Origin of the sequence: Pseudomonas sp. HS6 (assembly GCF_023375815.1) — a bacterium.
GTDB lineage: Bacteria > Pseudomonadota > Gammaproteobacteria > Pseudomonadales > Pseudomonadaceae > Aquipseudomonas.
In genome coordinates this window covers 2,527,263-2,547,863 of the sequence record NZ_CP067412.1, presented here as the reverse complement: position 1 = coordinate 2,547,863, position 20,601 = coordinate 2,527,263, and the positions used below count along the sequence as shown (strand labels likewise).

The following is a 20,601-nucleotide window of genomic DNA, read 5'->3' as shown; positions in this document are numbered from 1 at the left end:
ATTTCAGGGGCTTTTTTTCGCCTGTCATTTTTTGCCTTCGACGCTAGCAACTCCCACAATTAACCGCGCATTAACCCCCTGTCTTTTTCCTGTCCATACAAGCTGTTACTGTACGGCCCACAAAGCCCAAGCCGCCTGGATCGGATCTGACTTGAAGCGTCCCCTCCTCCTGCTCCTGATCAGCCTGGCCTTGAGCTCCCCCGTCAGCGCGACGATCACCGAAAGTCACGGTTATGCGCAGTTCGGCACGCTCAAGTACCCGGCCAGATTTACCCACTTCGACTGGGTCAACCCGCAAGCGCCCAAGGGCGGTACTTTGCGGGTGATGGCGTTTGGCACCTTCGATACGCTCAATCCCTACACCTTCAAGGGCACCAGCCCGGTCACCACCCCGAATTTCCTGCAATACGGCATCAACGAGCTGAACGAGCCACTGATGGTCGGCACCGGCCAGTATTCACCGTCCGGCGATGAACCGGCCTCCAGTTATGGCCTGATCGCCCAGTCGGTGGAATACAGCGAAGACCGTAGCTGGGTGGTGTTCAACCTGCGCCCGGAAGCACGCTTTCACGACGGCACGCCGATCACCGCGTACGATGTGGCGTTCTCCTATCGCCTGTTGCTCAAGGAAGGTCACCCGCTGTATCGCACCGCCCTTCAGGAAGTGTTGCGGGTCGACATCCTCAACCCGCAGCGCATCCGTTTCGTGATGAAACGCTCGGGCAATCCGCTGCTGATCCTGCGCCTGGGCGAGTTGCCGGTGCTGCCTCAGCATTACTGGAAGGGCCGCGACTTCAAGGCCACCACCTTCGAGCCGCCACTGGGCAGCGGCCCTTACCGCATCACCTCGGTGACGCCAGGCCGGCAACTGGTGTTCGAACGGGTCAAGGATTACTGGGGCAAGGACTTGCCGGTCAATCGCGGCAAGTACAACTTCGATCGCATGGAAGTCGAGTTCTACCGCGACAGCGACGTGGCCTTCGAAGCCTTCAAGGCGGGCGAGTTCGACATCTACATCGAGCATCAGGCGAAGAACTGGGCCAACGGCTACAACTTCCCGGCGATCCGACGTGGCGACGTGATCAAGGCACAGATCCCGCATCAGATCCCGACCCAGAGCCAGGGCCTGTTCATGAACACTCGCCGCCCGACCTTCGCCGAGGTGAAGGTGCGTGAGGCGCTGGGCCTGATGTTCGACTTCGAGTGGACCAACCGCGCGCTGTTCAGCGACGCCTACAAGCGCACCACCAGTTACTACCCCAACAGTGAATTCAGCGCCAGCGGGCTGCCGGTCGGTCACGAATGGCTGATGCTCAAACCCTACAAGGATCAACTGCCGGCCCGGCTGTTCACCGAGCCGTTCACGCTGCCGCAGACCGACGGGCGCGGCATTCCCCGAGAAACCATGCGCAAGGCCCTGGCACTGTTGGCCGAGGCCGGCTGGAAGCTCAATGGCCAGCGTTTGCAGAACGCTGCCGGCCAACCGCTGAGTTTTGAACTGCTGCTGGTCAATCCGAATCTTGAGCGGATCCTTCAGCCGTACATCGAGAACCTCAACAGCATCGGCATAGACGCGCGGCTGCGCACGGTGGATCGCGCCCAATACAAACAACGTCTGGATCAATTCGATTTCGACATGATCCTGATGACCCTCAACCAGAACCTCAGCCCGGGGCTGGAGCAGTGGCAGTACTTCCACTCCAGTCAGGTCGGGGTCAAGGGCAGCAAGAATTACGCGGGCATCGCCAACCCGGTGGTCGATCATCTGCTTGAGCAATTGCTCGCCGCCCGTACCCGCGATGAACAGGTCGCCGCCGGCAAGGCGCTGGACCGCGTGCTGCTCTGGCAGCACTACAGCATTCCCAACTGGTACCTCAATTATCACCGTCTGGCGTACCGTAACCGGTTCGCCTTCGTCAGCACGCCGCCCTACACCCTGGGCCTGAGCGCGTGGTGGCTGAAATCTTCGGAGAAAGGTCAATGAACGCCGTTCGCACCCTGCTCGTGCAGGCTTGCGGCCTGTTGTTCGCCGGGCTGGCCTGCGCCGCCCCGCAACACGCCGTGACGCTGTACAACGAGCCGCCGAAATACCCCGCCGACTTCAAGCACTTCGATTACGTGAACGCCGACGCGCCCAAGGGCGGGATCTTCCGTCAGGCCGGTTTTGGCGGCTTCGACAGCCTCAATCCATTCATCAGCAAAGGCGTGCCGGCGGACGATGTCGGGCAGATCTACGACACACTGACCAAGCACAGTCTCGACGAGCCATTCACCGAATACGGCCTGGTCGCCAGCAAGATCGAAAAGGCCCCGGACAACAGTTGGGTGCGCTTCTACCTGCGCCCCGAAGCGCGTTTCCATGACGGCCACCCGGTGCGGGCCGAAGACGTGGTGTTCAGCTTCGAGACCCTGACCAAGGAAGGCTCGCCGATGTTTCGCGGCTACTACAGCGACGTCGAGGCAGCCGTCGCCGAAGACCCGCTCACGGTGCTGTTCAAGTTCAAGCACAACAACAATCGCGAGCTGCCGCTGATCCTCGGCCAGTTGCCGGTGCTGCCCAAACACTGGTGGGCCAGTCGCGACTTCAACAAGGGCAACCTGGAAATCCCGCTGGGCAGCGGCCCGTACAAGGTCGCCGAAGTGAAGGCCGGGCGCTCGGTGCGTTACGAGCGGGTGAAGGATTACTGGGGCAAGGACCTGCCGGTCAATCGCGGCTTCTACAACTTCGACGTGCTGACCACCGACTACTACCGCGACAACACCGTCGCGCTGGAAGCGCTGAAGGCCGGGCAGTTCGACTACTGGCTGGAAATGACCGCGAAGAATTGGGCCAACGCCTACAACATCCCGGCCGTCACCGAGGGCCGATTGGTCAAGGAGCTGATTCCCAACGGCAACCCGACCGGCATGCAGGGCTTCGTCTTCAACCTGCGCCGGCCGGTGTTCCAGGACGTTCGCGTGCGTCAGGCACTCGGTCTGCTGCTCGACTTCGAATGGACCAACAAGCAACTGTTCAACGGTGCCTACGTGCGCACTCGCAGTTACTTCGAGAACTCGGAAATGGCCGCCACCGGCCTGCCGGACGCCGATCAGCTGGCGATCCTCGACCCGTTCCGCCGCCAACTCCCGGCGCAGGTGTTCAGCGAAGCTTTCGAAAACCCGAAAACCGACGCCAGTGGCATGATTCGCCTGCAACAACGTGAGGCCTATCAATTGTTGCAAGAGGCCGGCTGGAAGATCGTCGACGACAAAATGGTCGACGCCACTGGCAAACCGGTGGTCATCGAATTTCTGCTGGCCCAGACCGAATTCGAACGGGTGCTGCTGCCGTTCAAACGCAACCTCGCGGACCTTGGCATCGATCTGGTGATCCGCCGCGTCGACGTCTCGCAATACGTCAACCGTGTGCGTTCGCGGGACTTCGACATGATCGTCGGCAGCTTTCCGCAATCCAACTCGCCGGGCAACGAGCAGCGCGAATTCTGGATGAGCGCCGCCGCCGACAAGCCGAGCAGCCGCAACTCAATGGGCCTGAAGGACCCAGTGGTCGATCATCTGGTCGAGAACCTGATCAACGCCGACTCGCGCAAAAGCCTGGTGGCCCACGCCCGGGCCCTGGACCGTGTGCTGCAATGGGGCTACTACGTGATCCCCAACTGGCACATCAAGAGCTGGCGCGTGGCGTACTGGAACCACATCGGCCATCCGAAAGTCTCCCCCAAATACGACATCGGCATTAATACCTGGTGGGTCAAACCCGATACGAAACCCGCGGTAGAAGTCGAAACCCAACTGCAAGCCGACCCTGTGGGCACGGAGTAATCAGATGCTGGCGTATATTTTTCGGCGACTGTTGCTGATCATCCCGACCCTGTTCGGCATTCTGCTGATCAATTTCGTGATCATCCAGGCCGCGCCCGGCGGGCCGGTGGAGCAGATGATCGCCAAGCTCGAAGGCTTCGAAGGTGCCACCAGCCGCATCGCCGGCGGCGGTGCCGAAGTGTCGGTGGCCGGCTCCGCCTATCGCGGCGCGCAAGGCCTGGACCCGGCGCTGATCAAGGAAATCGAGCACATGTACGGCTTCGACAAGTCGGCACCGGAACGGCTGTGGATCATGGTCAAGAACTATGCCCGACTGGATTTCGGCGACAGCTTCTTCCGCGACGCCAAGGTCATCGACCTGATCAAGGAGAAGATGCCGGTCTCAATCTCGCTAGGGCTGTGGAGCACGCTGATCATGTACCTGGTGTCGATCCCGCTGGGTATCGCCAAGGCCACGCGGCACGGCAGCCACTTCGACGTCTGGACCAGTTCGGCGATCATCGTCGGTTATGCAATCCCGGCGTTCCTCTTTGCGATTCTGCTGATCGTGGTGTTTGCCGGCGGCAGTTATCTGGACTGGTTTCCTTTACGCGGGCTGACGTCAAACAACTTTGACGAGCTGAGCCTGGGCGGCAAGATTCTCGATTACTTCTGGCACCTGGCGCTGCCGGTGACAGCGCTGGTGATCGGCAACTTCGCGACCATGACCCTGCTGACCAAAAACAGCTTCCTCGACGAGATCAACAAGCAGTACGTGGTCACCGCCAAGGCCAAGGGTCTGACCCGTCATCGCGTGCTCTACGGCCATGTGTTCCGCAACGCGATGCTGCTGGTGATCGCCGGATTCCCGTCGGCCTTCATCGGCATCTTCTTCACCGGCTCCCTGCTGGTGGAAGTGATCTTCTCCCTCGACGGCCTCGGCCTGATGAGTTTCGAAGCGGCGATCAACCGCGATTACCCGGTGGTGTTCGGCACCCTGTTCATCTTCACCCTGCTGGGGCTGGTGGTAAAACTGATCGGCGACCTCACCTACACCCTGGTCGATCCGCGTATCGACTTCGCCAGCCGGGAGCATTGAGATGAACCTGTCCCCTCTCAACCGCCGGCGCTTCGAACTGTTCAAGGCCAACAAGCGTGGCTGGTGGTCGCTGTGGCTGTTTCTGATCCTGTTCGGCCTGAGCCTCGGCGCCGAGCTGATCGCCAACGACAAGCCGCTGGTGGTGCACTACGACAACAACTGGTATTTCCCGGCGATCAAGCGCTACCCGGAAACCACCTTCGGCGGCGAATTCCCGCTGGAAGCCAACTACAAGAGCCCGTACATCCGCGAACTGCTCAAGGCCAAGGACGCGTGGGTGCTGTGGGCGCCGATTCCGTTCAGCTACCAGAGCATCAACTACGACCTGAAAGTCCCGGCCCCTGCCCCGCCGTCAGCAGACAACCTGCTGGGCACCGACGATCAGGGCCGCGACGTGTTGGCGCGGGTGATCTACGGCTTCCGCATTTCGGTACTGTTCGCCCTGACGCTGACCGTGCTCAGCTCGATCATCGGTGTGATCGCCGGGGCCTTGCAGGGCTTCTATGGCGGCTGGGTCGATCTGGCTGGCCAGCGTTTTCTGGAGATCTGGTCGGGGTTGCCGGTACTGTACCTGCTGATCATTCTCGCCAGTTTTGTCCAGCCGAATTTCTGGTGGCTGCTGGGGATCATGCTGCTGTTTTCGTGGATGAGCCTGGTGGACGTGGTCCGCGCCGAGTTCCTGCGCGGGCGTAACCTCGAATACGTGCGCGCGGCCCGGGCGCTGGGGATGCAGAACGGCGCGATCATGTTCCGCCACATTCTGCCCAACGCCATGGTTTCGACCATGACCTTCATGCCGTTCATCCTGACCGGCGCCATCGGCACCCTCACCGCCCTGGATTTCCTCGGCTTCGGCTTGCCGGCCGGCAGTCCGTCGCTGGGTGAGCTGGTGGCCCAGGGCAAATCCAACCTGCAGGCGCCGTGGCTGGGCATGAGCGCGTTTGCCGTGCTGGCGCTGATGTTGAGCCTGCTGGTGTTCATCGGCGAGTCCGCTCGCGATGCCTTCGACCCGAGGAAGTGAAATGAATCAGGACAATCTGATCGAAGTGCGCGACCTCGCCGTCGAGTTCGGCACGGGCGAACGCTCGCACCGGGTGGTCGAAGGCGTCAGTTTCGATATCAAGCGCGGCGAAACCCTGGCCCTGGTCGGCGAGTCCGGCTCGGGCAAGTCGGTGACGGCGCACTCGATCCTGCGCCTGCTGCCCTACCCGCTGGCCCGGCATCCGGCCGGCAGCATCACCTATTCCGGACAGAACCTGCTGGAACTGAGCGAAAAGACCATCCGCCACATACGCGGCAACCGGATCGCGATGATCTTTCAGGAGCCGATGACCTCGCTCAACCCGCTGCACTCGATCGAAAAGCAGATCAACGAAGTGCTCGGCATCCACAAGGGCCTGACCGGCAAGGTCGCGACCAAGCGCACGCTGGAATTGCTGGAGATGGTCGGTATCCCCGAGCCGCACAAGCGCCTCAAAGCCCTGCCCCACGAATTGTCCGGTGGTCAACGCCAGCGGGTGATGATCGCCATGGCCCTGGCCAACGAGCCGGAACTGCTGATCGCCGACGAGCCGACCACTGCGCTGGACGTGACCGTTCAGCTGAAAATCCTCGACCTGCTCAAGGAATTGCAGGCTCGATTGGGCATGGCGCTGCTACTGATCAGTCACGATTTGAACCTGGTGCGAAGAATTGCGCATCGCGTATGTGTCATGCAGCGCGGTTGCATCGTCGAACAGGCATCGTGCGAAGAGCTGTTCCGTTCTCCGCAGCATCCGTACACTCGGGAGCTGCTGGCGGCGGAGCCCAGCGGAGGTCCGGCGAGCAATAAAATCGGCGCGCCGCTGTTGCAGGTCGAGGACCTGAAAGTCTGGTTCCCGATCAAGAAAGGCCTGCTCAAGCGCACGGTTGATCACGTCAAGGCAGTGGACGGCATCAATTTCAGCCTGCCTCAGGGTCAGACCCTGGGGATCGTGGGAGAAAGCGGTTCCGGCAAGTCCACCCTGGGGCTGGCGATTTTGCGGTTGATCGGCAGCAAAGGCGCGATCCGTTTTGAAGGCAAGCAGCTAGACTGCCTGACGCAGAACGAGGTTCGCCCGTTGCGTCGGGAGATGCAGGTGGTGTTTCAGGACCCGTTTGGCAGCCTGAGCCCGCGAATGTGCGTGAGCGACATCGTTGGCGAAGGCTTGCGGATCCACAAGATGGGCACCGCCGCCGAGCAGGAAGCGGCGATAATTGCAGCACTGAAGGAGGTAGGTCTGGATCCGGAAACCCGGCACCGCTACCCCCACGAATTTTCCGGTGGGCAGCGGCAGCGTATCGCCATTGCCCGGGCCCTGGTGCTCAAACCGGCGCTGATCCTTCTGGACGAGCCGACTTCGGCGCTCGACCGGACGGTGCAGCGGCAAGTGGTGGAGCTGTTGCGTTCACTGCAAGCCAAGTACAACCTGACGTATTTGTTCATCAGCCATGATCTGGCTGTTGTGAAAGCGCTGAGCCACCAGCTGATGGTGGTCAAGCATGGCCAAGTGGTCGAACAGGGAGACGCGCAAAGTATCTTTGCCGCCCCCCAACATCCGTATACACAGCAGTTGCTGGAAGCCGCTTTTCTGGCACCAGCCACTGCGCAATAACCTGAAAGAGGAGCAACACATGGGTTTTCTCGCCGGTAAGCGCGTACTGATCGTCGGTGTCGCCAGCAAGCTGTCCATCGCATCCGGCATCGCTGCCGCCATGCATCGCGAGGGCGCTGAGCTTGCCTTCACTTATCAGAACGACAAGCTGAAAGGTCGTGTCGAAGAATTCGCACAAGGCTGGGGCTCGAGCCCTGAGCTGTGCTTCCCGTGCGACGTGGCCAGCGATGAAGAAATCGCAAAGGTCTTCGAAGCATTGAGCAAGAAGTGGGACGGCCTGGACTGCATCGTGCACTCCGTCGGCTTCGCTCCGGGCGACCAACTGGACGGCGACTTCACCGAAGCCACCACCCGTGACGGTTTCCGCATCGCTCACGACATCAGCGCCTACAGCTTCGTGGCCCTGGCCAAGGCTGGCCGCGAAATGATGAAAGGCCGCAACGGCAGCCTGCTGACCCTGTCGTACCTGGGCGCCGAGCGCACCATGCCTAACTACAACGTCATGGGCATGGCCAAGGCTTCGCTGGAAGCCGGCGTCCGTTACCTGGCCGGTTCCCTGGGCCCGGACGGCACCCGCGTCAACTGCGTATCGGCCGGCCCGATCCGCACTCTGGCCGCTTCCGGCATCAAGAACTTCCGCAAGATGCTGGCCGCCAACGAAGCGCAAACCCCGCTGCGTCGCAACGTCACCATCGACGAAGTCGGCAACGCCGGCGCCTTCCTGTGCTCCGACCTGGCGTCGGGCATCAGCGGTGAAATCATGTACGTGGACGGCGGCTTCAACACCACCGCCATGGGCAACATCGAAGAGTAATCTTCGCGCTGCCGATAAAAAGCCCGCCAATTTTGGCGGGCTTTTTCATGCCTGCGATTCCAGGCAACGGGCGAATAACTGTTGAATCGGCTGGCTGCGCTGGCTGTAACGCTGCAACAGCACCATCTCGCGAAAGAACGTCAGCTCACCCAACTCGATCACCCTCACCTTCAACGGATACTCCAGCCACAACCCGGCCCTGGGCAACAACGAAACCCCAAGCCCGCACTCGACCATCTTCACGATCGCTTCCAGCTCATCCAGCTCCAGCGCTACTTGGACATCTATCCGCTGCTCACGCAGAAACCGCGTCACCAGCCGCCCCCCGAACGAGTTGCGGTCGTAGCGCACGTGGGGATGCTCGGTGAGCAATTGCAGTGGATCGTCACCCTCGACGTCGGGCGGCACGATCAGCACGAACGGCTCGCGGCGAATCACCTGCGCCGACAGCTCCTTGGGCAACTCGAACGGCGGCTTGATCATGATCGCCAGATCGACCTCGCCGGCATCCACCTGACTCAACAGGCTTAGCGACACGCCGGGCACCAGTTTCGGCTCAACGCCCGGTGCCAGTTGGCGCAAGCGCAATAACGCCTGGGGCAACAGCCCTGTTTGCGCGGTCGCCACGGCGCCGATTCTCAGCTCCCCGCGAAACTCGCTGACATCCTCGCTGATCGCCATGCGGCTGAAGGTCGCGAGCATTTCCTGCGCCATCGGCACCGCGCGCTGCCCGGCCGGATTGAGGATCGCCTGCCGCCCGGTGCGATCGAACAGGCGCACACCCAAAGTCTGTTCCAGATTGCGGATCTGCGCGCTGACCGCCGATTGCGTCAGGCCGATATGCAGACCGGCGGCGGCAAACGTGCCATGCCGCGCAACCGCCAGAAAGGTCTTGAGTTCACGCAGCATGGACGCCTCGACTGATCGAAATTATTGGAGCTCGGCGCAAAAACTATCGTCTTTCAATCGAAATGCACAGCGCTAGACTGAATTCACTCAACCATTGATCGAGACCAACCCCATGCCACTCAGCCCTTTCCACCTGGCCATTCCCGTGTATGACCTCGCCGCCGCCCGGCATTTTTACCGTGAAGTATTCGGTCTGGAGGAAGGTCGCTCCAGCGATCACTGGGTCGATTTCAACTTCTTCGGCCATCAACTAGTGATTCACCTGGCGCCGAAAAACGTCTCGCAGGAAGCCGCCCACACCAACGCCGTGGACGGACACGACGTCCCGGTGCCGCATTTTGGTGTGGTACTGGGGATGGAGGAATGGCACGCACTGGCCGAGCGTTTGAAATCACTGGGCACGCGGTTCGTGATCGAGCCGGGGATTCGTTTTCAGGGGTTGGTGGGCGAACAGGCCACGATGTTTTTGTTCGACCCCTGTGGAAACGCCCTGGAGTTCAAGGCGTTCAAGGACATCGGACAGCTGTTCGCCAAATAAGCGTCAGATTCGCTTCAGGGCCTGCTTGTGGGCATACATCGCCCCATCCGCATCCGCCAGCAGTTTATCCACGGTGTCATGCCGCCGTGGGTCGTACTCGATCTGGCCGACACTGAAGCGAATCGCATAACCCCGATGCAACGTGGCATTGCGCTCTTCGAGGATCTCCTTGAGCCGCGCCATGATCGCCGTGGTTTCGATGTGGCTGGAGCCGGTCAGCAACGCCACGAACTCATCGCCGCCCAACCGCCCCACCACGTCGCTTTCGCGAAAGGCAATACGCAACACATCGGCGAAGGTCTTGAGCGCGCTGTCGCCCTCGGCATGACCGTAGAGGTCGTTGATCTGCTTGAAGTCGTTGAGGTCGAAAAACAGCAGCGTCGCCGGTTTACCCATCCGTGCACAAGCATCCAGCGCATGCTGAGCCAGCATCATGAACCCGCGACGGTTGGACAGCAGCGTCAGCTCGTCCATGCTCGCCATCTGCACGGCCATCAACTCCTGCTCGGCCATGCCGGCGAGATCGCGCAGCAAGTCGCGCTCTTCGTCGTCGAGTTCCCGGGGTTTGGTATCGATCAGGCACAAGGTGCCCATCTTGTTGCCGTTGGGCACGGTCAGCGGATAACCGGCGTAGAAGCGGATGTTCGGATCGCCGGTCACCAGCGGATTATCGTGAAAGCGCACGTCCTCACGGGCATCGGGCACCAGCAGCAATTCATCCTTGAGAATCGCATGGCCGCAGAACGAAACGTCCCGTGGGGTTTCGGTAGCGTCCAGGCCCACGCAGGACTTGAACCATTGCCGGTCCTTGTCCACCAGCGTCACCAGCGCGATCGGTACGTTGAACAGCCGCCTGGCCAATCGAGTCAGACGGTCGAAGCGTTCTTCCGGGGCGGAATCGAGCAGGTTCAATCCATACAGCGCTTGCATTCGAGCCGCTTCATTGACAGGTTTGCCTGGAACCAGCATCACACACTCCCTTGTTATCAGTGACCTTCAGCGTAGCCCTGATTGGCGATGACTCAAATGCTCATCCACCCGCCACCGGACATGGCCCTCCCGCGTCCGCCCAGAGCTTGAACTGACTCACGAAGATGTCGTGGGGCACCGGCACCGGTTGCCGTCCCGGCCCGGGATTCCAGCCCCAGAGCACCAGTTTGTCCTCGCTGACGTGCTTGATCAGCGCGGCAAAGTCCCGATCGCCGTTGCTGCTGCGATCCTTGATCATTGCGCACAGGCGATCCGGCGGCAGGCCGATCCAGGCCATCTTGTGCGAGGCCGGCGGCAGGCTCCAGTGCGGCGCACCCGGTGGCGCGTGGGGGCCGTAACTGGCCGGCGGATTGCTTTCGGCGTGACACGTGGCACAAGGCAAACCGGCGGCGCCCTTGCCGTCCATGCCGCGCACCACGTTCATCGCGTGCGGCGTGCCGGCGTCGAACTGCAACGGCGAATCGCCGGGGATGTGGCAGTTCTGGCAGCGCGGGCTCTGGAAGACTTTCTGCACCGTGCCGAAGGCTTTCAAGGCCTCCTGATCATCAGCGAACAAGTCCGAAGCGTAACCGCCGAGACCGAGCAGAATCACCGTGCCCAACAACAGATGTCGTTTCATCTCACACCCCCGACAGTTGCAGCGGCAGTTCCCGCAGGCGCTGCCCGGTCAGAGCGAACACCGCGTTGGCCACCGCCGGCGCCGTCGGCGGCACGCCGGCCTCGCCGATGCCGCCGGGCTTGTCCGTGCTCGGCACAATGTGCACTTCGACCACCGGCATCTCGTTCAGCCGCAGCACTTGATAGTCGTGATAGTTGGACTGCACGACCTGACCATCCTTGAGCGTCAGCTTGCTGTGCAACGCCATGCCCAGGCCGAAGGTGATGCACGACTCCATCTGCGCCGCGATGCTCTGCGGGTTGACCGCGATCCCGCAATCCACCGCGCAGACCACCCGGTGCACGCGGATCTTCAGGTTGTCCTGGGACACCTCGGCGACTTGCGCCACGTAGCTGCCGAACGACTCGTGCACCGCCACACCCAGCGCATGGCCGTCCGGCAGCGGCGCTTTCCAGTTGGCCTTCTCCACCGCCAGATTCAGCACACCCAGATGCCGGGCGTGACCCTTGAGCAACGTTCGTCGGTACTCCACCGGGTCCTTGCCCGCCGCCGTGGCCATTTCATCGATCAGCGACTCCATGACAAACGCGGTGTGGCTATGCCCCACCGAACGCAGCCACAACACATTGATGCCGGTGTTCGGCGAGTGCAGATCGACCTGATGATGAGCCAGATCCTTGATGTACGGGCTGTCGGCCACGCCCTCGACGGAGGTCTGATCGACGCCATTCTTGACCATGGTCTGTTCCATGAACGTGCCAGCCATGATCGACTGCCCGACCAGCACATGCTGCCAGGCCAGCGGCAAGCCATCGGCGCCGAGCCCGATCCGTGCCTGATGCAGAAACATCGAGCGGTAATACCCGCCACGGATATCGTCCTCCCGCGACCACACGGTTTTTACCGGCATCGCGGCAGCCTTCGCCACTTGCACCGCTTCGGCGACAAAGTCCGAAGTCGGGTTGGCCCGCCGACCAAAACCGCCGCCAAGGAATTCGGTATGGATTTCCACCTGCTCCGGTTTCAGCCCGGTGACCTTGCCGGCGACCATTTGGTCCAGCGTCTGGAATTGCGTACCGGTCCAGATCTCGCACTTGTCGGCGCTGATCTTCACCGTACAGTTCAGCGGCTCCATCGGCGCATGGGCCAGATACGGCACGCTGTACTCGACATCGATTTTCTTCGCCGCTTTGCCAAAGCTGTCCTTGGCATCGCCGGCCTGACTGGCGGAAATGCCCGGTGTAGCCGCGAGTTTGCGAAAACTCTCCAGCAGTTTTTCGCTGCTGAGATCGACGTGTGGCCCCAAATCCCAATCAACCTTCAGCGCATCGCGCCCCAGTTTCGCCGCCCAGTAATGATCGGCAATCACCGCCACGCCGGTCGGCACCTGCACCACTTTATGCACGCCAGGAACGGCCAGCGCCTGTGCACCTTCGAAGGATTTCACCGTGGCGCCGAACACCGGGGCGCGCGCGACCATCGCCGTCATCAATCCGTCGAACTGCACGTCCATGCCGAACTTGGCGCGGCCGGTGATTTTCTCCGGGGTGTCGAGGCGTCTGGTGGGTTTGCCGATGACTTTCCAGTCCTTGGCTTCTTTAAAGGTGATCGACTTCGGATCCGGCACCGGTAGTTGTCCGGCAGCGTCTGCCAGTTCGCCGTAGGTGGTACGGTTATCGCCGGCAATTACCACGCCGGACTCGGTGCGGATCGTCGACGGTGCCACGTTGAAACGCTTGGCCGCTGCCTCGATCAGCATCTGCCGCGCCGTGGCACCTGCGAGCCGGTAACGGTCGAATTCCATCCAGGTCGAAGTCGAGCCGCCGGTGATCTGCATCCCGCCGAAACCGGGCATGCCGTAATCGGCCGCCGAGGCCGGCGAGTGTTCGACACGGATCTTCGACCAGTCGGCGTCCAGCTCTTCGGCGATCAACATGGTCAGGCCGGTCCAGATGCCCTGGCCCATTTCCGAATGGCCGAGCAGCACGGTGACGCTGTTGTCCGCCGCGATGCGCAGGAACGCGTTCGGCGCAAACACCTTGCCTTCATTTTCGGCCGCCATGGCAAAGCGATTGCCGCCGGGCACCACGAACGCCACCACCAGACCACCGCCAAGCACGGCGCTGCCCTTGAGAAATCCGCGACGGGATACAGGACTGTTCATTGTTCACCTCCCCTCGCCTAGCCGATGTCGGCAGCACGTTTGACCGCCGCGCGGATTCTTGGATACGTGCCGCAACGGCAGATGTTGCCGGAGAGCGCCTGATCGATATCGCTGTCAGTGGGTTTGGGGATTTTCGCAAGCAACGCGGCGGCGGACATGATCTGCCCGGACTGACAGTAACCGCATTGCACCACGTCCAGTTCGGCCCAGGCCTGTTGCACCGGGTGCGAACCATCGGTCGAAAGACCTTCGATGGTGAGGATTTTCTGGCCATGGGCTACGGCGGTGGCCGGCGTGATGCAGGAGCGCAGCGGTGCGCCATCGACGTGCACGGTGCAGGCCCCGCACTGGGCCATGCCGCAACCGAACTTGGTGCCCGTCAGGTGCGCGACATCGCGCAGGACCCAGAGCAACGGCATGTCCGCGGGGACATCGAGCTCCTGATCCCTGCCATTGATGTTCAAGGTCAGCATCGGGAATTTCCTCAGACTCACGGTGTTCTGAAGGGCGCGGCTACAGCTCTTGAACGCTGCGCACGCCTCGGCTTATCCCTTTCAGCTAAGCGCATTTTGCGCCGCAGGCCGGATGTCGCGACCACCGGTCATGCCACGCCGCTCGCCAGCCGGATTTACTCCTACAGTTGTTTCCGGTTGTCATCGCAAGACCTGCCCTTTCACACTTTCCAGGAGTCGCGAACATGGGATATGTCACAACGAAAGACCGCGTCGAAATCTTCTACAAGGACTGGGGGCCGAAAGACGCTCAGGTGATTCACTTCCACCACGGCTGGCCGCTCAGCGCGGACGACTGGGATGCGCAGATGCTGTTCTTTCTCGCTCAGGGCTTCCGGGTCGTGGCCCATGATCGACGGGGTCACGGGCGTTCGAGCCAGGTCTGGGACGGCCACGACATGGATCACTACGCTGACGACGTGGCGGCAGTGGTGAATCATCTGGGGACGCAGAAAGCCGTGCACGTCGGCCATTCCACCGGTGGCGGCGAAGTCATCCACTACATCGCCCGACATGGTGAAGATCGAGTCTCCAAAGCCGCGATCATCAGCGCCGTACCGCCGCTGATGGTGAAAACCGACAGCAATCCCGGCGGCCTGCCAAAATCGGTGTTCGATGATCTGCAGGCCCAGCTCGCGGCGAATCGCGCGCAGTTCTATCGCGACGTACCCAGTGGGCCGTTCTACGGCTACAACCGCCCTGGCGCCAAGCCATCGGAAGGGATCATTGCGAACTGGTGGCGTCAGGGCATGATCGGCGGTGCCAAGGCTCACTACGACGGCATCGTTGCCTTCTCGCAGACCGACTTCACCGCCGACCTGAAAAGCATCACGATCCCAGTGCTGGTGATGCACGGCGACGACGACCAGATCGTGCCGTATGAAAACGCCGGCGTGCTGTCAGCGAAACTGCTGAAAAACAGCACGCTGAAGATTTATCCGGGTTTCCCCCACGGCATGCCGACCACCGAGGCGCCGACGATCAACGCGGATCTGCTGGCCTTCATTCGCGGCTGATAGTGGCCGGGGTCAAGCGTCCTGCCTGACCCCGGCTATTCTTCGGTTCGCCCCGTTCCCTCGCGATTACCCACGTAGTGTCTGGCCAGTGGAAACGCCGGCAGCCACGACTCACGACGCACCGTCCACAGCTCATAGGTGGGCTGCAATTGATCCGGCGCATCCAGCGCGCCCAGATTCACCTCGACTTCATCGCCGCTGCGGCCGAACACCGATGAACCGCAACGCGGACAGAAAAACCGCCCGGCGTAGTCCCGGGTTTCGCCCGTGATGGTCACCGCCTCCGCCGGGAAGATCGCCGCCGACGCAAACAGCGCACCATGATGTTTGCGGCAATCCATACAATGGCAAACGCCAACTCTGAAGGGTCGCCCCGACACGTCGATCCGCACTTCGCCGCACAGACAACCGCCGGTCAATCGGTCCATGGGACACCTCGCCTGAAAATGGAATATCCGGTGAGTGAAAATAGCAGCCCACTGGGGGAACGCTTACAATCGTGGCCCATTACCACTATCCAGGCAGACCCGTCCGTTCATGGCGCTCGATCCCCTCACGATGCTCACCATTTCCACCGCCCTGGCTGCGGCGGCTGCCCTGTATCTGGCGGTCGAATGGCGCAGCATCCGCGAACCTTCCCTGCTGTTCTGGAGCGCCGGTTTCGCCACGATCACCGTCGGCTCGAGCCTGGCCCTGCTGCGCGCCACTGGCTATCCGCTGATCGGTATCTGGTTCGCCAACGGCTTGCTGGTGGTCGCGCATTGGTTGTTTCTACTGGGTGTCGCGCGGTTTACCCAGCGGCGGTTATCGCGGGCCTGGTATTTGATGTTCCTGCTGTGGCTGTCGTTGCTGCTGTTACCGGACGAGCCGTCGTGGTCGAAGATCATGCTGATGGCCAACTCGCTGCTGATTGCCTTCTTGATGCTGCGGGCCAGTCTGTTGCTGCGCCCTCACGGCAAGTCGCTGAGCATCGGTGCGGTGCAACTGCGTTACGTGTTGTTGATCCATGGTGCGTTCTATTTCAGCAAGGCGATCATTGCGCTGATTCCGGGCACGCTGATTGATCTGGCGTCGCTGCGCGGCGAGATCATTCAGATTTCTCTGGTGGAGGGTGCAATGGCGATCATGCTGATCGCGCTGTCGATGACCGGCACCGAGCGCTACCGCCGGGAAAAGCAAATCGCCGAACTGGCCGCCCGGGATCCGCTGACCGCGCTGTACAACCGCCGCGCTCTAGAAGTCCGCGCGCCGCGCCTGCTCGATCAAGTCTCCAGCGCCCGCCCCGGCGCCCTGCTGCTGATCGACATCGACAACTTCAAACTGATCAACGACCTGTACGGCCATGCCGCTGGCGATCGGCTGCTCATCGCCCTCAGCGAAATGATCCGCGCAGTACTGCCCAAAGGCGCACTGGCGGCAAGACTGGGCGGTGACGAATTCGTGATGCTGCTGGGCGATGCATCCCACGAACAGATCATGGTGCTGGGCAGTGCGCTGCGTGAGCAGTTTCAGCAGATGACCTCACAGACCTACGTCACCCCGCAAGCGGTCACCCTGAGCATCGGCGCCAAGGTGTTCGATCAGCCGCCGGCCAGCCTCACGGCATTGATCGAACAGGGCGACAGCGCGCTCTACGAGTCCAAGCGCGGCGGTCGCAACCGGATTCGTCTGGCCGACTACACCTGACCTATCCTTGCCTGCACCCGCATCCTCGGAGTTCGCCATGTCCTCGCTTGAATCCACCCTCCTCAAGAGCTGGCACCACAACGCCCGGGCCTGGACCGAAGCCGTGCGCAGCGGCGCCATCGAGAGCCGTCGGCAGGTCACCGATCAGGCCATTTTGCTGGCGGTGACGGGGCGCCAACCCAAGCGTGTGCTCGATCTGGGATGCGGCGAAGGCTGGCTGTTGCGGGCACTTACTGAGCGCGGGATTGAAGCGGTCGGCGTGGACGGTGATGCAACGCTGATTGAGGCCGCGCAGGCGGCTGGATCGGCGCCGGTGAGGGTCGCCAGCTATGAAGATTTGCAAGAAGCGAAAGTCGACATCGGCCGCGATTACGACCTGATCTGCGCCAACTTTTCCCTGCTGCATCAGGACATCATTCCGCTGCTCGCCGCCATGAACGCCTTGCTCGCGCCCGGCGGCGCGCTGGTGATCCAGACGCTGCATCCGTGGTCGGTGGCAGCGGGTGATTATCAGGATGGATGGCGGGAAGAAACCTTCGATGGATTCAAGGGCCAATGGCAGCCGATGCCGTGGTACTTCCGCACCTTGTCCAGTTGGCTGAATGCGCTGGACATGGCCGGGTTTCAGTTGACCAGTCTGCGGGAACCACAACATCCGCAAAGCCCCGTGCCGCAGTCGTTGTTGATGATTGCCGAGCATCGCGGCTGAAAAAGCTACAGCCTCGGTTTGAGCAGGATCCCGGTGTAATGCCGTAAAAACAGAGCAAAAGCCGCGCACCAGAGCGCCACGGACAACCCCAGCCCCAGACTGGAAAACGGCACCAGCAACACCCGACAACCCGCCGCGGTCAACACCAGCGCAAACCCCAGCACCACGGCTTTAGGTGGTTGCAACAACCGGCCAGTGTGACCAAGGCTGACCCGCGCAATCATCGCCAGAATCAAACCGCCCACGCCGCCAACGGCCAGCGCATGGGTCGCCAGGCTTTGTTGACCAATCAAGCCCAGATGCCACAGCGCCATGGCCCAGGTTGCCAATGCTATCCAGCCGTAAGCCAGGTACAGCGACCAAAGCAGCGGCACGCGCCACATCCCGCGATCATGCCAGCGGATCAACCGCATCAACTGCAAACTGCCGGTCAGCACGAACAGGCTGGCCAGCCACAGTCGTGGCGAATCATTGAGACCAGCTGCAAAAGTGACGGCTGTCAGCAGACTACCGATCAACAGCAATCGTGTTGGCAGTGGGTTGGCAGCCTTCGCGGGCGGACGGTTCAAGCCACGCTGGATAAAGAACGGAATCACCCGTCCGCCGATCACAGTCATCAGCGCCGCAATCAGCCACAACGCCCCCAGCACGCCCTGTCGTTGCAGACCTGTGTCGTCGTTGAACAGGCCAATCAAAGTCAGCGCCTGACAACCCGCCATCAGCGCGAGCACCAGCACAATCGGGTAATTGTCGCGTTTGCCCGTAGTAATCAGATCCCGCGCCAGCATCACCGCCAGCAGCGGCAGAAAAACCCATTGCAGCGCGAGGATCAATCCAACGGGCAACGGCATCCACCAGGCCATGCGCCCAAGCAGCCAGACCGACACCAAAGCGATCAACGCCCCGCCGCGCACGCCGGGAATCCCGGTCCAGTTGGGCACCGCCGTCAGCAAAAAACCGGCAATGATCGCCGCCGCGAAACCGAATGGCATTTCATGCCGATGCCAGGCGAGCATGCCGCCCGCCGGTTGCAGATCGAACCAATGGCCGTAAAGCCACAGGCCCCAGATCAGCACCGCCAGCGCGGCGAATCCGGCGCCAGCCAGAAACAGCGGCCGAAAGCCCAGGCTGAACACTGGCGCTGCCGCGAGTCTGCGCATCTCAGGCCACCGCCACTACAGGAGAACGGCCCAACCGATACTGCGACAGCAGGCGCATCACATAGCCAATCTTGATCAGCGTCGGACCGACGATGGTCATGGCGTGCATTGCCACCAACAGCGCAATCGGCATATGGCCCTGATACAGATAAGCCCCATAGATCCCGGCCAGCAACATGACCAGGCCGGCGACGAGCACTTTGCTCGACAGGTGCAGAACGTTCAGCGGACTCTCGAAGAAAGTGAACATGTTTCGTACTCCTGAGCGGATCAGTTTGTACGTAGAACAATTCAACTTGCATGCCAGATTTTTAGCCCAACAATATCAGCCAGTTGCGAAAATACGAGTCAATTTGACACAAAAATGAACGAGTCATTTTGACAATAGTAAATGTCAATTTGACTACATCTCATTTTGAAAACTGCCAACCACTCGATCCCTGACACCGCCAGCCGAGCGCAGACTGACTACGCTATTAATCCAGCGTGTCTAACCTGCCGAGGATGACTGCCATGCAACGCTTTCAAAAACTGACGCCCTGCCTGTGGTTCGACGATCAGGCCGAAGCGGCGGCGAAGTTTTACTGCTCGATCTTCGACCACTCGAAAATCACCGCCCTCACCCACTACAGCAAGGTCGGCCAGGAATTTCACGGCCGCCCGGAAGGCTCGGTGATGACCGTCAGTTTCGAACTCGACGGCCACACGTTCACCGGGCTCAATGGCGGGCCGATTTTCAAATTCAATGAGGCGATTTCGTTTCAGGTCAATTGCCAGAACCAGGAAGAAGTCGACCATTTCTGGGGCAACCTGTCCGCTGGCGGCCCTGTGGAAGCGCAACAATGCGGCTGGCTCAAGGACAAGTTCGGCGTATCGTGGCAGATCGTGCCAGTGGCGTTCATGCACATGATGACCGACGCCGACCAGAGCAAAGCCCAACGGGCGATGCAGGCCATGTTCGGGATGAAGAAACTCGACATCGCCGAACTCGAGCGAGCCTTCGCCGGCCAGAGCTAATACACTCGGGCATTGGCCTGCCGAGACCCCCAATGATGAAAGCTGCCGCCAAGAACCCCGAACAATCCCCGCGTTTCTGGCGCGACGATGCCCTGCCCTTCATCGAAGCGCGGGCCATCGCCGACGGGCGCGAAGTCTGCTATTCCCGGCATTCCCACGCGCACTTCTCCATCGGCGCGATCACCGCCGGACGCAGCACCTATGTGCATGAGCAATCGTCGTTCGAAGTGGCGGCGGGCACGGTGGTGCTGATGAATCCGGGGGATGTGCACGCGTGCAATCCGATTGACGATCAGCCGTGGTCGTATCTGATGTTGTATGTGGAAACGCCGTGGCTGACCGATCTGCAGCATCAGTTGGGGTTCAGCGCAGAGCTTGAATTTCGGCGGTTTTCCGATACCCATTTGAATGACGTCCGCCTGTTTCGCGACTTGAATGCGTTGTACGGCGTGTTGGTCGACGATCAGCAAGACGTGCTGCGCAAACAGAGCGTGGCGGTGGAGTTTTTCAGCGACCTGCAACTGCGCCTGAACCCCATCGAACAACCGTTGCGCGAGCCAAACTTCAAACTTGAACGCGCCGCCGACTTCATCCGCCAGCACTGCACCGACCTGCTCAGCCTCGACGACATCTGCGCCGCTGCCGAACTGTCACCGTCGTACCTGATCCGCGCCTTCAAACAGCACTTCGGCATGACGCCCCACGCGTTTGTGGTCAACCAGCGTATTCAGTTCGCCCGCGAGTGTTTGCGTCGCGGGCGGTTGATTGCGGATGTGGCGCTGGAGTCCGGGTTTGCTGATCAGGCGCATTTTCAGCGGGCGTTCAAACAACATCTGGCGGCGACTCCGGGACAGTATCGAGGCTGACGCGTCCACAGCGCAAAACGTCTCCAGACACTGCTGTTCGCTGCGATCAAATGACTCGTCAAGTCGAC

At 61.2% G+C, this 20,601-nt stretch carries 20 protein-coding genes; 12 read left to right on the top strand and 8 right to left on the bottom strand.

Translation table 11 applies throughout. From position 1 onward, the window contains the following. The first annotated feature begins 151 nt into the window (after positions 1-151). The 6 genes from JJN09_RS11765 to fabI are packed head-to-tail and all read left to right on the top strand — an operon-like array spanning position 152 to position 8,347. Positions 152-1,984: an extracellular solute-binding protein gene (locus JJN09_RS11765; protein WP_249490272.1), complete on the top strand. Its 1,833-nt coding sequence runs from the start codon at positions 152-154 to the stop codon at positions 1,982-1,984. Next, the gene (locus JJN09_RS11760; protein WP_249490271.1) at positions 1,981-3,822 is read left to right on the top strand and encodes an extracellular solute-binding protein; all 1,842 of its coding nucleotides are present in this window, start codon (positions 1,981-1,983) and stop codon (positions 3,820-3,822) included. Before JJN09_RS11765 ends, JJN09_RS11760 begins: the two co-directional genes overlap by 4 nt. 4 nt (positions 3,823-3,826) lie before the next feature. Continuing rightward, a complete protein-coding gene (locus tag JJN09_RS11755; RefSeq protein ID WP_249490270.1) occupies positions 3,827-4,900 on the top strand; it encodes a microcin C ABC transporter permease YejB in 1,074 nt (357 codons plus the stop codon). 1 nt (position 4,901) lies between these two features. Continuing rightward, positions 4,902-5,921 (top strand): ABC transporter permease, encoded by a 1,020-nt coding sequence (locus JJN09_RS11750; RefSeq protein ID WP_085698849.1) that lies wholly within the window; start codon positions 4,902-4,904, stop codon positions 5,919-5,921. A 1-nt stretch (position 5,922) separates the two neighbouring features. Beyond that, on the top strand, positions 5,923-7,533 hold the full coding sequence (locus JJN09_RS11745) for an ABC transporter ATP-binding protein (protein WP_249490269.1): 1,611 nt from the start codon (positions 5,923-5,925) through the stop codon (positions 7,531-7,533). A gap of 19 nt (positions 7,534-7,552) precedes the next feature. Beyond that, positions 7,553-8,347 (top strand): enoyl-ACP reductase FabI, encoded by a 795-nt coding sequence (fabI, locus tag JJN09_RS11740; protein ID WP_007910591.1) that lies wholly within the window; start codon positions 7,553-7,555, stop codon positions 8,345-8,347. Positions 8,348-8,392: 45 nt separating this feature from the next. Here the strand turns inward: fabI and JJN09_RS11735 are convergent, their stop codons facing one another. Beyond that, entirely contained in the window at positions 8,393-9,256 is an 864-nt protein-coding gene (locus tag JJN09_RS11735; RefSeq protein ID WP_249490268.1) for a LysR family transcriptional regulator, read from the bottom strand. A gap of 112 nt (positions 9,257-9,368) precedes the next feature. Between JJN09_RS11735 and JJN09_RS11730 the strand changes: the two genes are divergently transcribed. Then, positions 9,369-9,794 carry a VOC family protein gene (locus tag JJN09_RS11730; protein ID WP_249490267.1) on the top strand — a complete coding sequence of 142 codons (426 nt, stop codon included), beginning with the start codon at positions 9,369-9,371 and terminating at the stop codon, positions 9,792-9,794. A gap of 3 nt (positions 9,795-9,797) precedes the next feature. Here the strand turns inward: JJN09_RS11730 and JJN09_RS11725 are convergent, their stop codons facing one another. The 4 genes from JJN09_RS11725 to JJN09_RS11710 form a co-directional block, all read right to left on the bottom strand. After that, on the bottom strand, positions 9,798-10,763 hold the full coding sequence (locus JJN09_RS11725) for a sensor domain-containing diguanylate cyclase (RefSeq protein ID WP_249490266.1): 966 nt from the start codon (positions 10,761-10,763) through the stop codon (positions 9,798-9,800). 61 nt (positions 10,764-10,824) lie between these two features. Beyond that, positions 10,825-11,403, bottom strand: a complete 579-nt coding sequence (locus JJN09_RS11720) for a hypothetical protein (protein WP_249490265.1) — start codon at positions 11,401-11,403, stop codon at positions 10,825-10,827. 1 nt (position 11,404) lies between these two features. Continuing rightward, positions 11,405-13,567 (bottom strand): xanthine dehydrogenase family protein molybdopterin-binding subunit, encoded by a 2,163-nt coding sequence (locus JJN09_RS11715; protein ID WP_249490264.1) that lies wholly within the window; start codon positions 13,565-13,567, stop codon positions 11,405-11,407. Between the two features lie 17 nt (positions 13,568-13,584). Next, positions 13,585-14,040 carry a (2Fe-2S)-binding protein gene (locus tag JJN09_RS11710; RefSeq protein ID WP_249490263.1) on the bottom strand — a complete coding sequence of 152 codons (456 nt, stop codon included), beginning with the start codon at positions 14,038-14,040 and terminating at the stop codon, positions 13,585-13,587. A 224-nt stretch (positions 14,041-14,264) separates the two neighbouring features. Between JJN09_RS11710 and JJN09_RS11705 the strand changes: the two genes are divergently transcribed. Continuing rightward, the gene (locus tag JJN09_RS11705) at positions 14,265-15,095 is read left to right on the top strand and encodes an alpha/beta fold hydrolase (protein WP_249490262.1); all 831 of its coding nucleotides are present in this window, start codon (positions 14,265-14,267) and stop codon (positions 15,093-15,095) included. A gap of 35 nt (positions 15,096-15,130) precedes the next feature. Here JJN09_RS11705 and JJN09_RS11700 read toward each other — a convergent pair whose 3' ends face one another. Next, the gene (locus tag JJN09_RS11700) at positions 15,131-15,523 is read right to left on the bottom strand and encodes a GFA family protein (RefSeq protein ID WP_249490261.1); all 393 of its coding nucleotides are present in this window, start codon (positions 15,521-15,523) and stop codon (positions 15,131-15,133) included. 109 nt (positions 15,524-15,632) lie between these two features. On the opposite strand from JJN09_RS11700, the gene JJN09_RS11695 reads away from it, so the two are divergent. Together JJN09_RS11695 and JJN09_RS11690 are read left to right on the top strand one after the other, a co-directional pair. Then, on the top strand, positions 15,633-16,781 hold the full coding sequence (locus JJN09_RS11695; protein WP_249490260.1) for a GGDEF domain-containing protein: 1,149 nt from the start codon (positions 15,633-15,635) through the stop codon (positions 16,779-16,781). A gap of 37 nt (positions 16,782-16,818) precedes the next feature. Then, complete coding sequence (locus tag JJN09_RS11690; protein ID WP_249490259.1) at positions 16,819-17,490, top strand: bifunctional 2-polyprenyl-6-hydroxyphenol methylase/3-demethylubiquinol 3-O-methyltransferase UbiG; 672 nt, start codon at positions 16,819-16,821, stop codon at positions 17,488-17,490. A 5-nt stretch (positions 17,491-17,495) separates the two neighbouring features. Here the strand turns inward: JJN09_RS11690 and JJN09_RS11685 are convergent, their stop codons facing one another. Then, the gene (locus tag JJN09_RS11685) at positions 17,496-18,650 is read right to left on the bottom strand and encodes an NnrS family protein (RefSeq protein WP_249490258.1); all 1,155 of its coding nucleotides are present in this window, start codon (positions 18,648-18,650) and stop codon (positions 17,496-17,498) included. A 1-nt stretch (position 18,651) separates the two neighbouring features. After that, positions 18,652-18,900: a transmembrane sensor/regulator PpyR gene (locus JJN09_RS11680; RefSeq protein WP_249490257.1), complete on the bottom strand. Its 249-nt coding sequence runs from the start codon at positions 18,898-18,900 to the stop codon at positions 18,652-18,654. A 263-nt stretch (positions 18,901-19,163) separates the two neighbouring features. On the opposite strand from JJN09_RS11680, the gene JJN09_RS11675 reads away from it, so the two are divergent. Beyond that, positions 19,164-19,667, top strand: coding sequence for a VOC family protein (locus tag JJN09_RS11675; RefSeq protein ID WP_249490256.1), 504 nt, complete (start codon positions 19,164-19,166; stop codon positions 19,665-19,667). A 32-nt stretch (positions 19,668-19,699) separates the two neighbouring features. Further along, the gene (locus tag JJN09_RS11670) at positions 19,700-20,533 is read left to right on the top strand and encodes an AraC family transcriptional regulator (RefSeq protein WP_249490255.1); all 834 of its coding nucleotides are present in this window, start codon (positions 19,700-19,702) and stop codon (positions 20,531-20,533) included. Positions 20,534-20,601 lie beyond the last annotated feature (68 nt).

What these genes read in the sequence shown, in the direction of transcription:
- JJN09_RS11760 (WP_249490271.1), top strand. Translation starts at nt 1,981, where the DNA reads ATGAACGCCGTTCGCACCCTGCTCGTGCAGGCTTGCGGCCTGTTGTTC.
- JJN09_RS11755 (WP_249490270.1), top strand. Translation starts at nt 3,827, where the DNA reads ATGCTGGCGTATATTTTTCGGCGACTGTTGCTGATCATCCCGACCCTG.
- JJN09_RS11750 (WP_085698849.1), top strand. Translation starts at nt 4,902, where the DNA reads ATGAACCTGTCCCCTCTCAACCGCCGGCGCTTCGAACTGTTCAAGGCC.
- JJN09_RS11745 (WP_249490269.1), top strand. Translation starts at nt 5,923, where the DNA reads ATGAATCAGGACAATCTGATCGAAGTGCGCGACCTCGCCGTCGAGTTC.
- fabI (WP_007910591.1), top strand. Translation starts at nt 7,553, where the DNA reads ATGGGTTTTCTCGCCGGTAAGCGCGTACTGATCGTCGGTGTCGCCAGC.
- JJN09_RS11735 (WP_249490268.1), bottom strand. Translation starts at nt 9,256, where the DNA reads ATGCTGCGTGAACTCAAGACCTTTCTGGCGGTTGCGCGGCATGGCACG.
- JJN09_RS11730 (WP_249490267.1), top strand. Translation starts at nt 9,369, where the DNA reads ATGCCACTCAGCCCTTTCCACCTGGCCATTCCCGTGTATGACCTCGCC.
- JJN09_RS11725 (WP_249490266.1), bottom strand. Translation starts at nt 10,763, where the DNA reads ATGCTGGTTCCAGGCAAACCTGTCAATGAAGCGGCTCGAATGCAAGCG.
- JJN09_RS11720 (WP_249490265.1), bottom strand. Translation starts at nt 11,403, where the DNA reads ATGAAACGACATCTGTTGTTGGGCACGGTGATTCTGCTCGGTCTCGGC.
- JJN09_RS11715 (WP_249490264.1), bottom strand. Translation starts at nt 13,567, where the DNA reads ATGAACAGTCCTGTATCCCGTCGCGGATTTCTCAAGGGCAGCGCCGTG.
- JJN09_RS11710 (WP_249490263.1), bottom strand. Translation starts at nt 14,040, where the DNA reads ATGCTGACCTTGAACATCAATGGCAGGGATCAGGAGCTCGATGTCCCC.
- JJN09_RS11705 (WP_249490262.1), top strand. Translation starts at nt 14,265, where the DNA reads ATGGGATATGTCACAACGAAAGACCGCGTCGAAATCTTCTACAAGGAC.
- JJN09_RS11700 (WP_249490261.1), bottom strand. Translation starts at nt 15,523, where the DNA reads ATGGACCGATTGACCGGCGGTTGTCTGTGCGGCGAAGTGCGGATCGAC.
- JJN09_RS11695 (WP_249490260.1), top strand. Translation starts at nt 15,633, where the DNA reads ATGGCGCTCGATCCCCTCACGATGCTCACCATTTCCACCGCCCTGGCT.
- JJN09_RS11690 (WP_249490259.1), top strand. Translation starts at nt 16,819, where the DNA reads ATGTCCTCGCTTGAATCCACCCTCCTCAAGAGCTGGCACCACAACGCC.
- JJN09_RS11685 (WP_249490258.1), bottom strand. Translation starts at nt 18,650, where the DNA reads ATGCGCAGACTCGCGGCAGCGCCAGTGTTCAGCCTGGGCTTTCGGCCG.
- JJN09_RS11680 (WP_249490257.1), bottom strand. Translation starts at nt 18,900, where the DNA reads ATGTTCACTTTCTTCGAGAGTCCGCTGAACGTTCTGCACCTGTCGAGC.
- JJN09_RS11675 (WP_249490256.1), top strand. Translation starts at nt 19,164, where the DNA reads ATGCAACGCTTTCAAAAACTGACGCCCTGCCTGTGGTTCGACGATCAG.
- JJN09_RS11670 (WP_249490255.1), top strand. Translation starts at nt 19,700, where the DNA reads ATGATGAAAGCTGCCGCCAAGAACCCCGAACAATCCCCGCGTTTCTGG.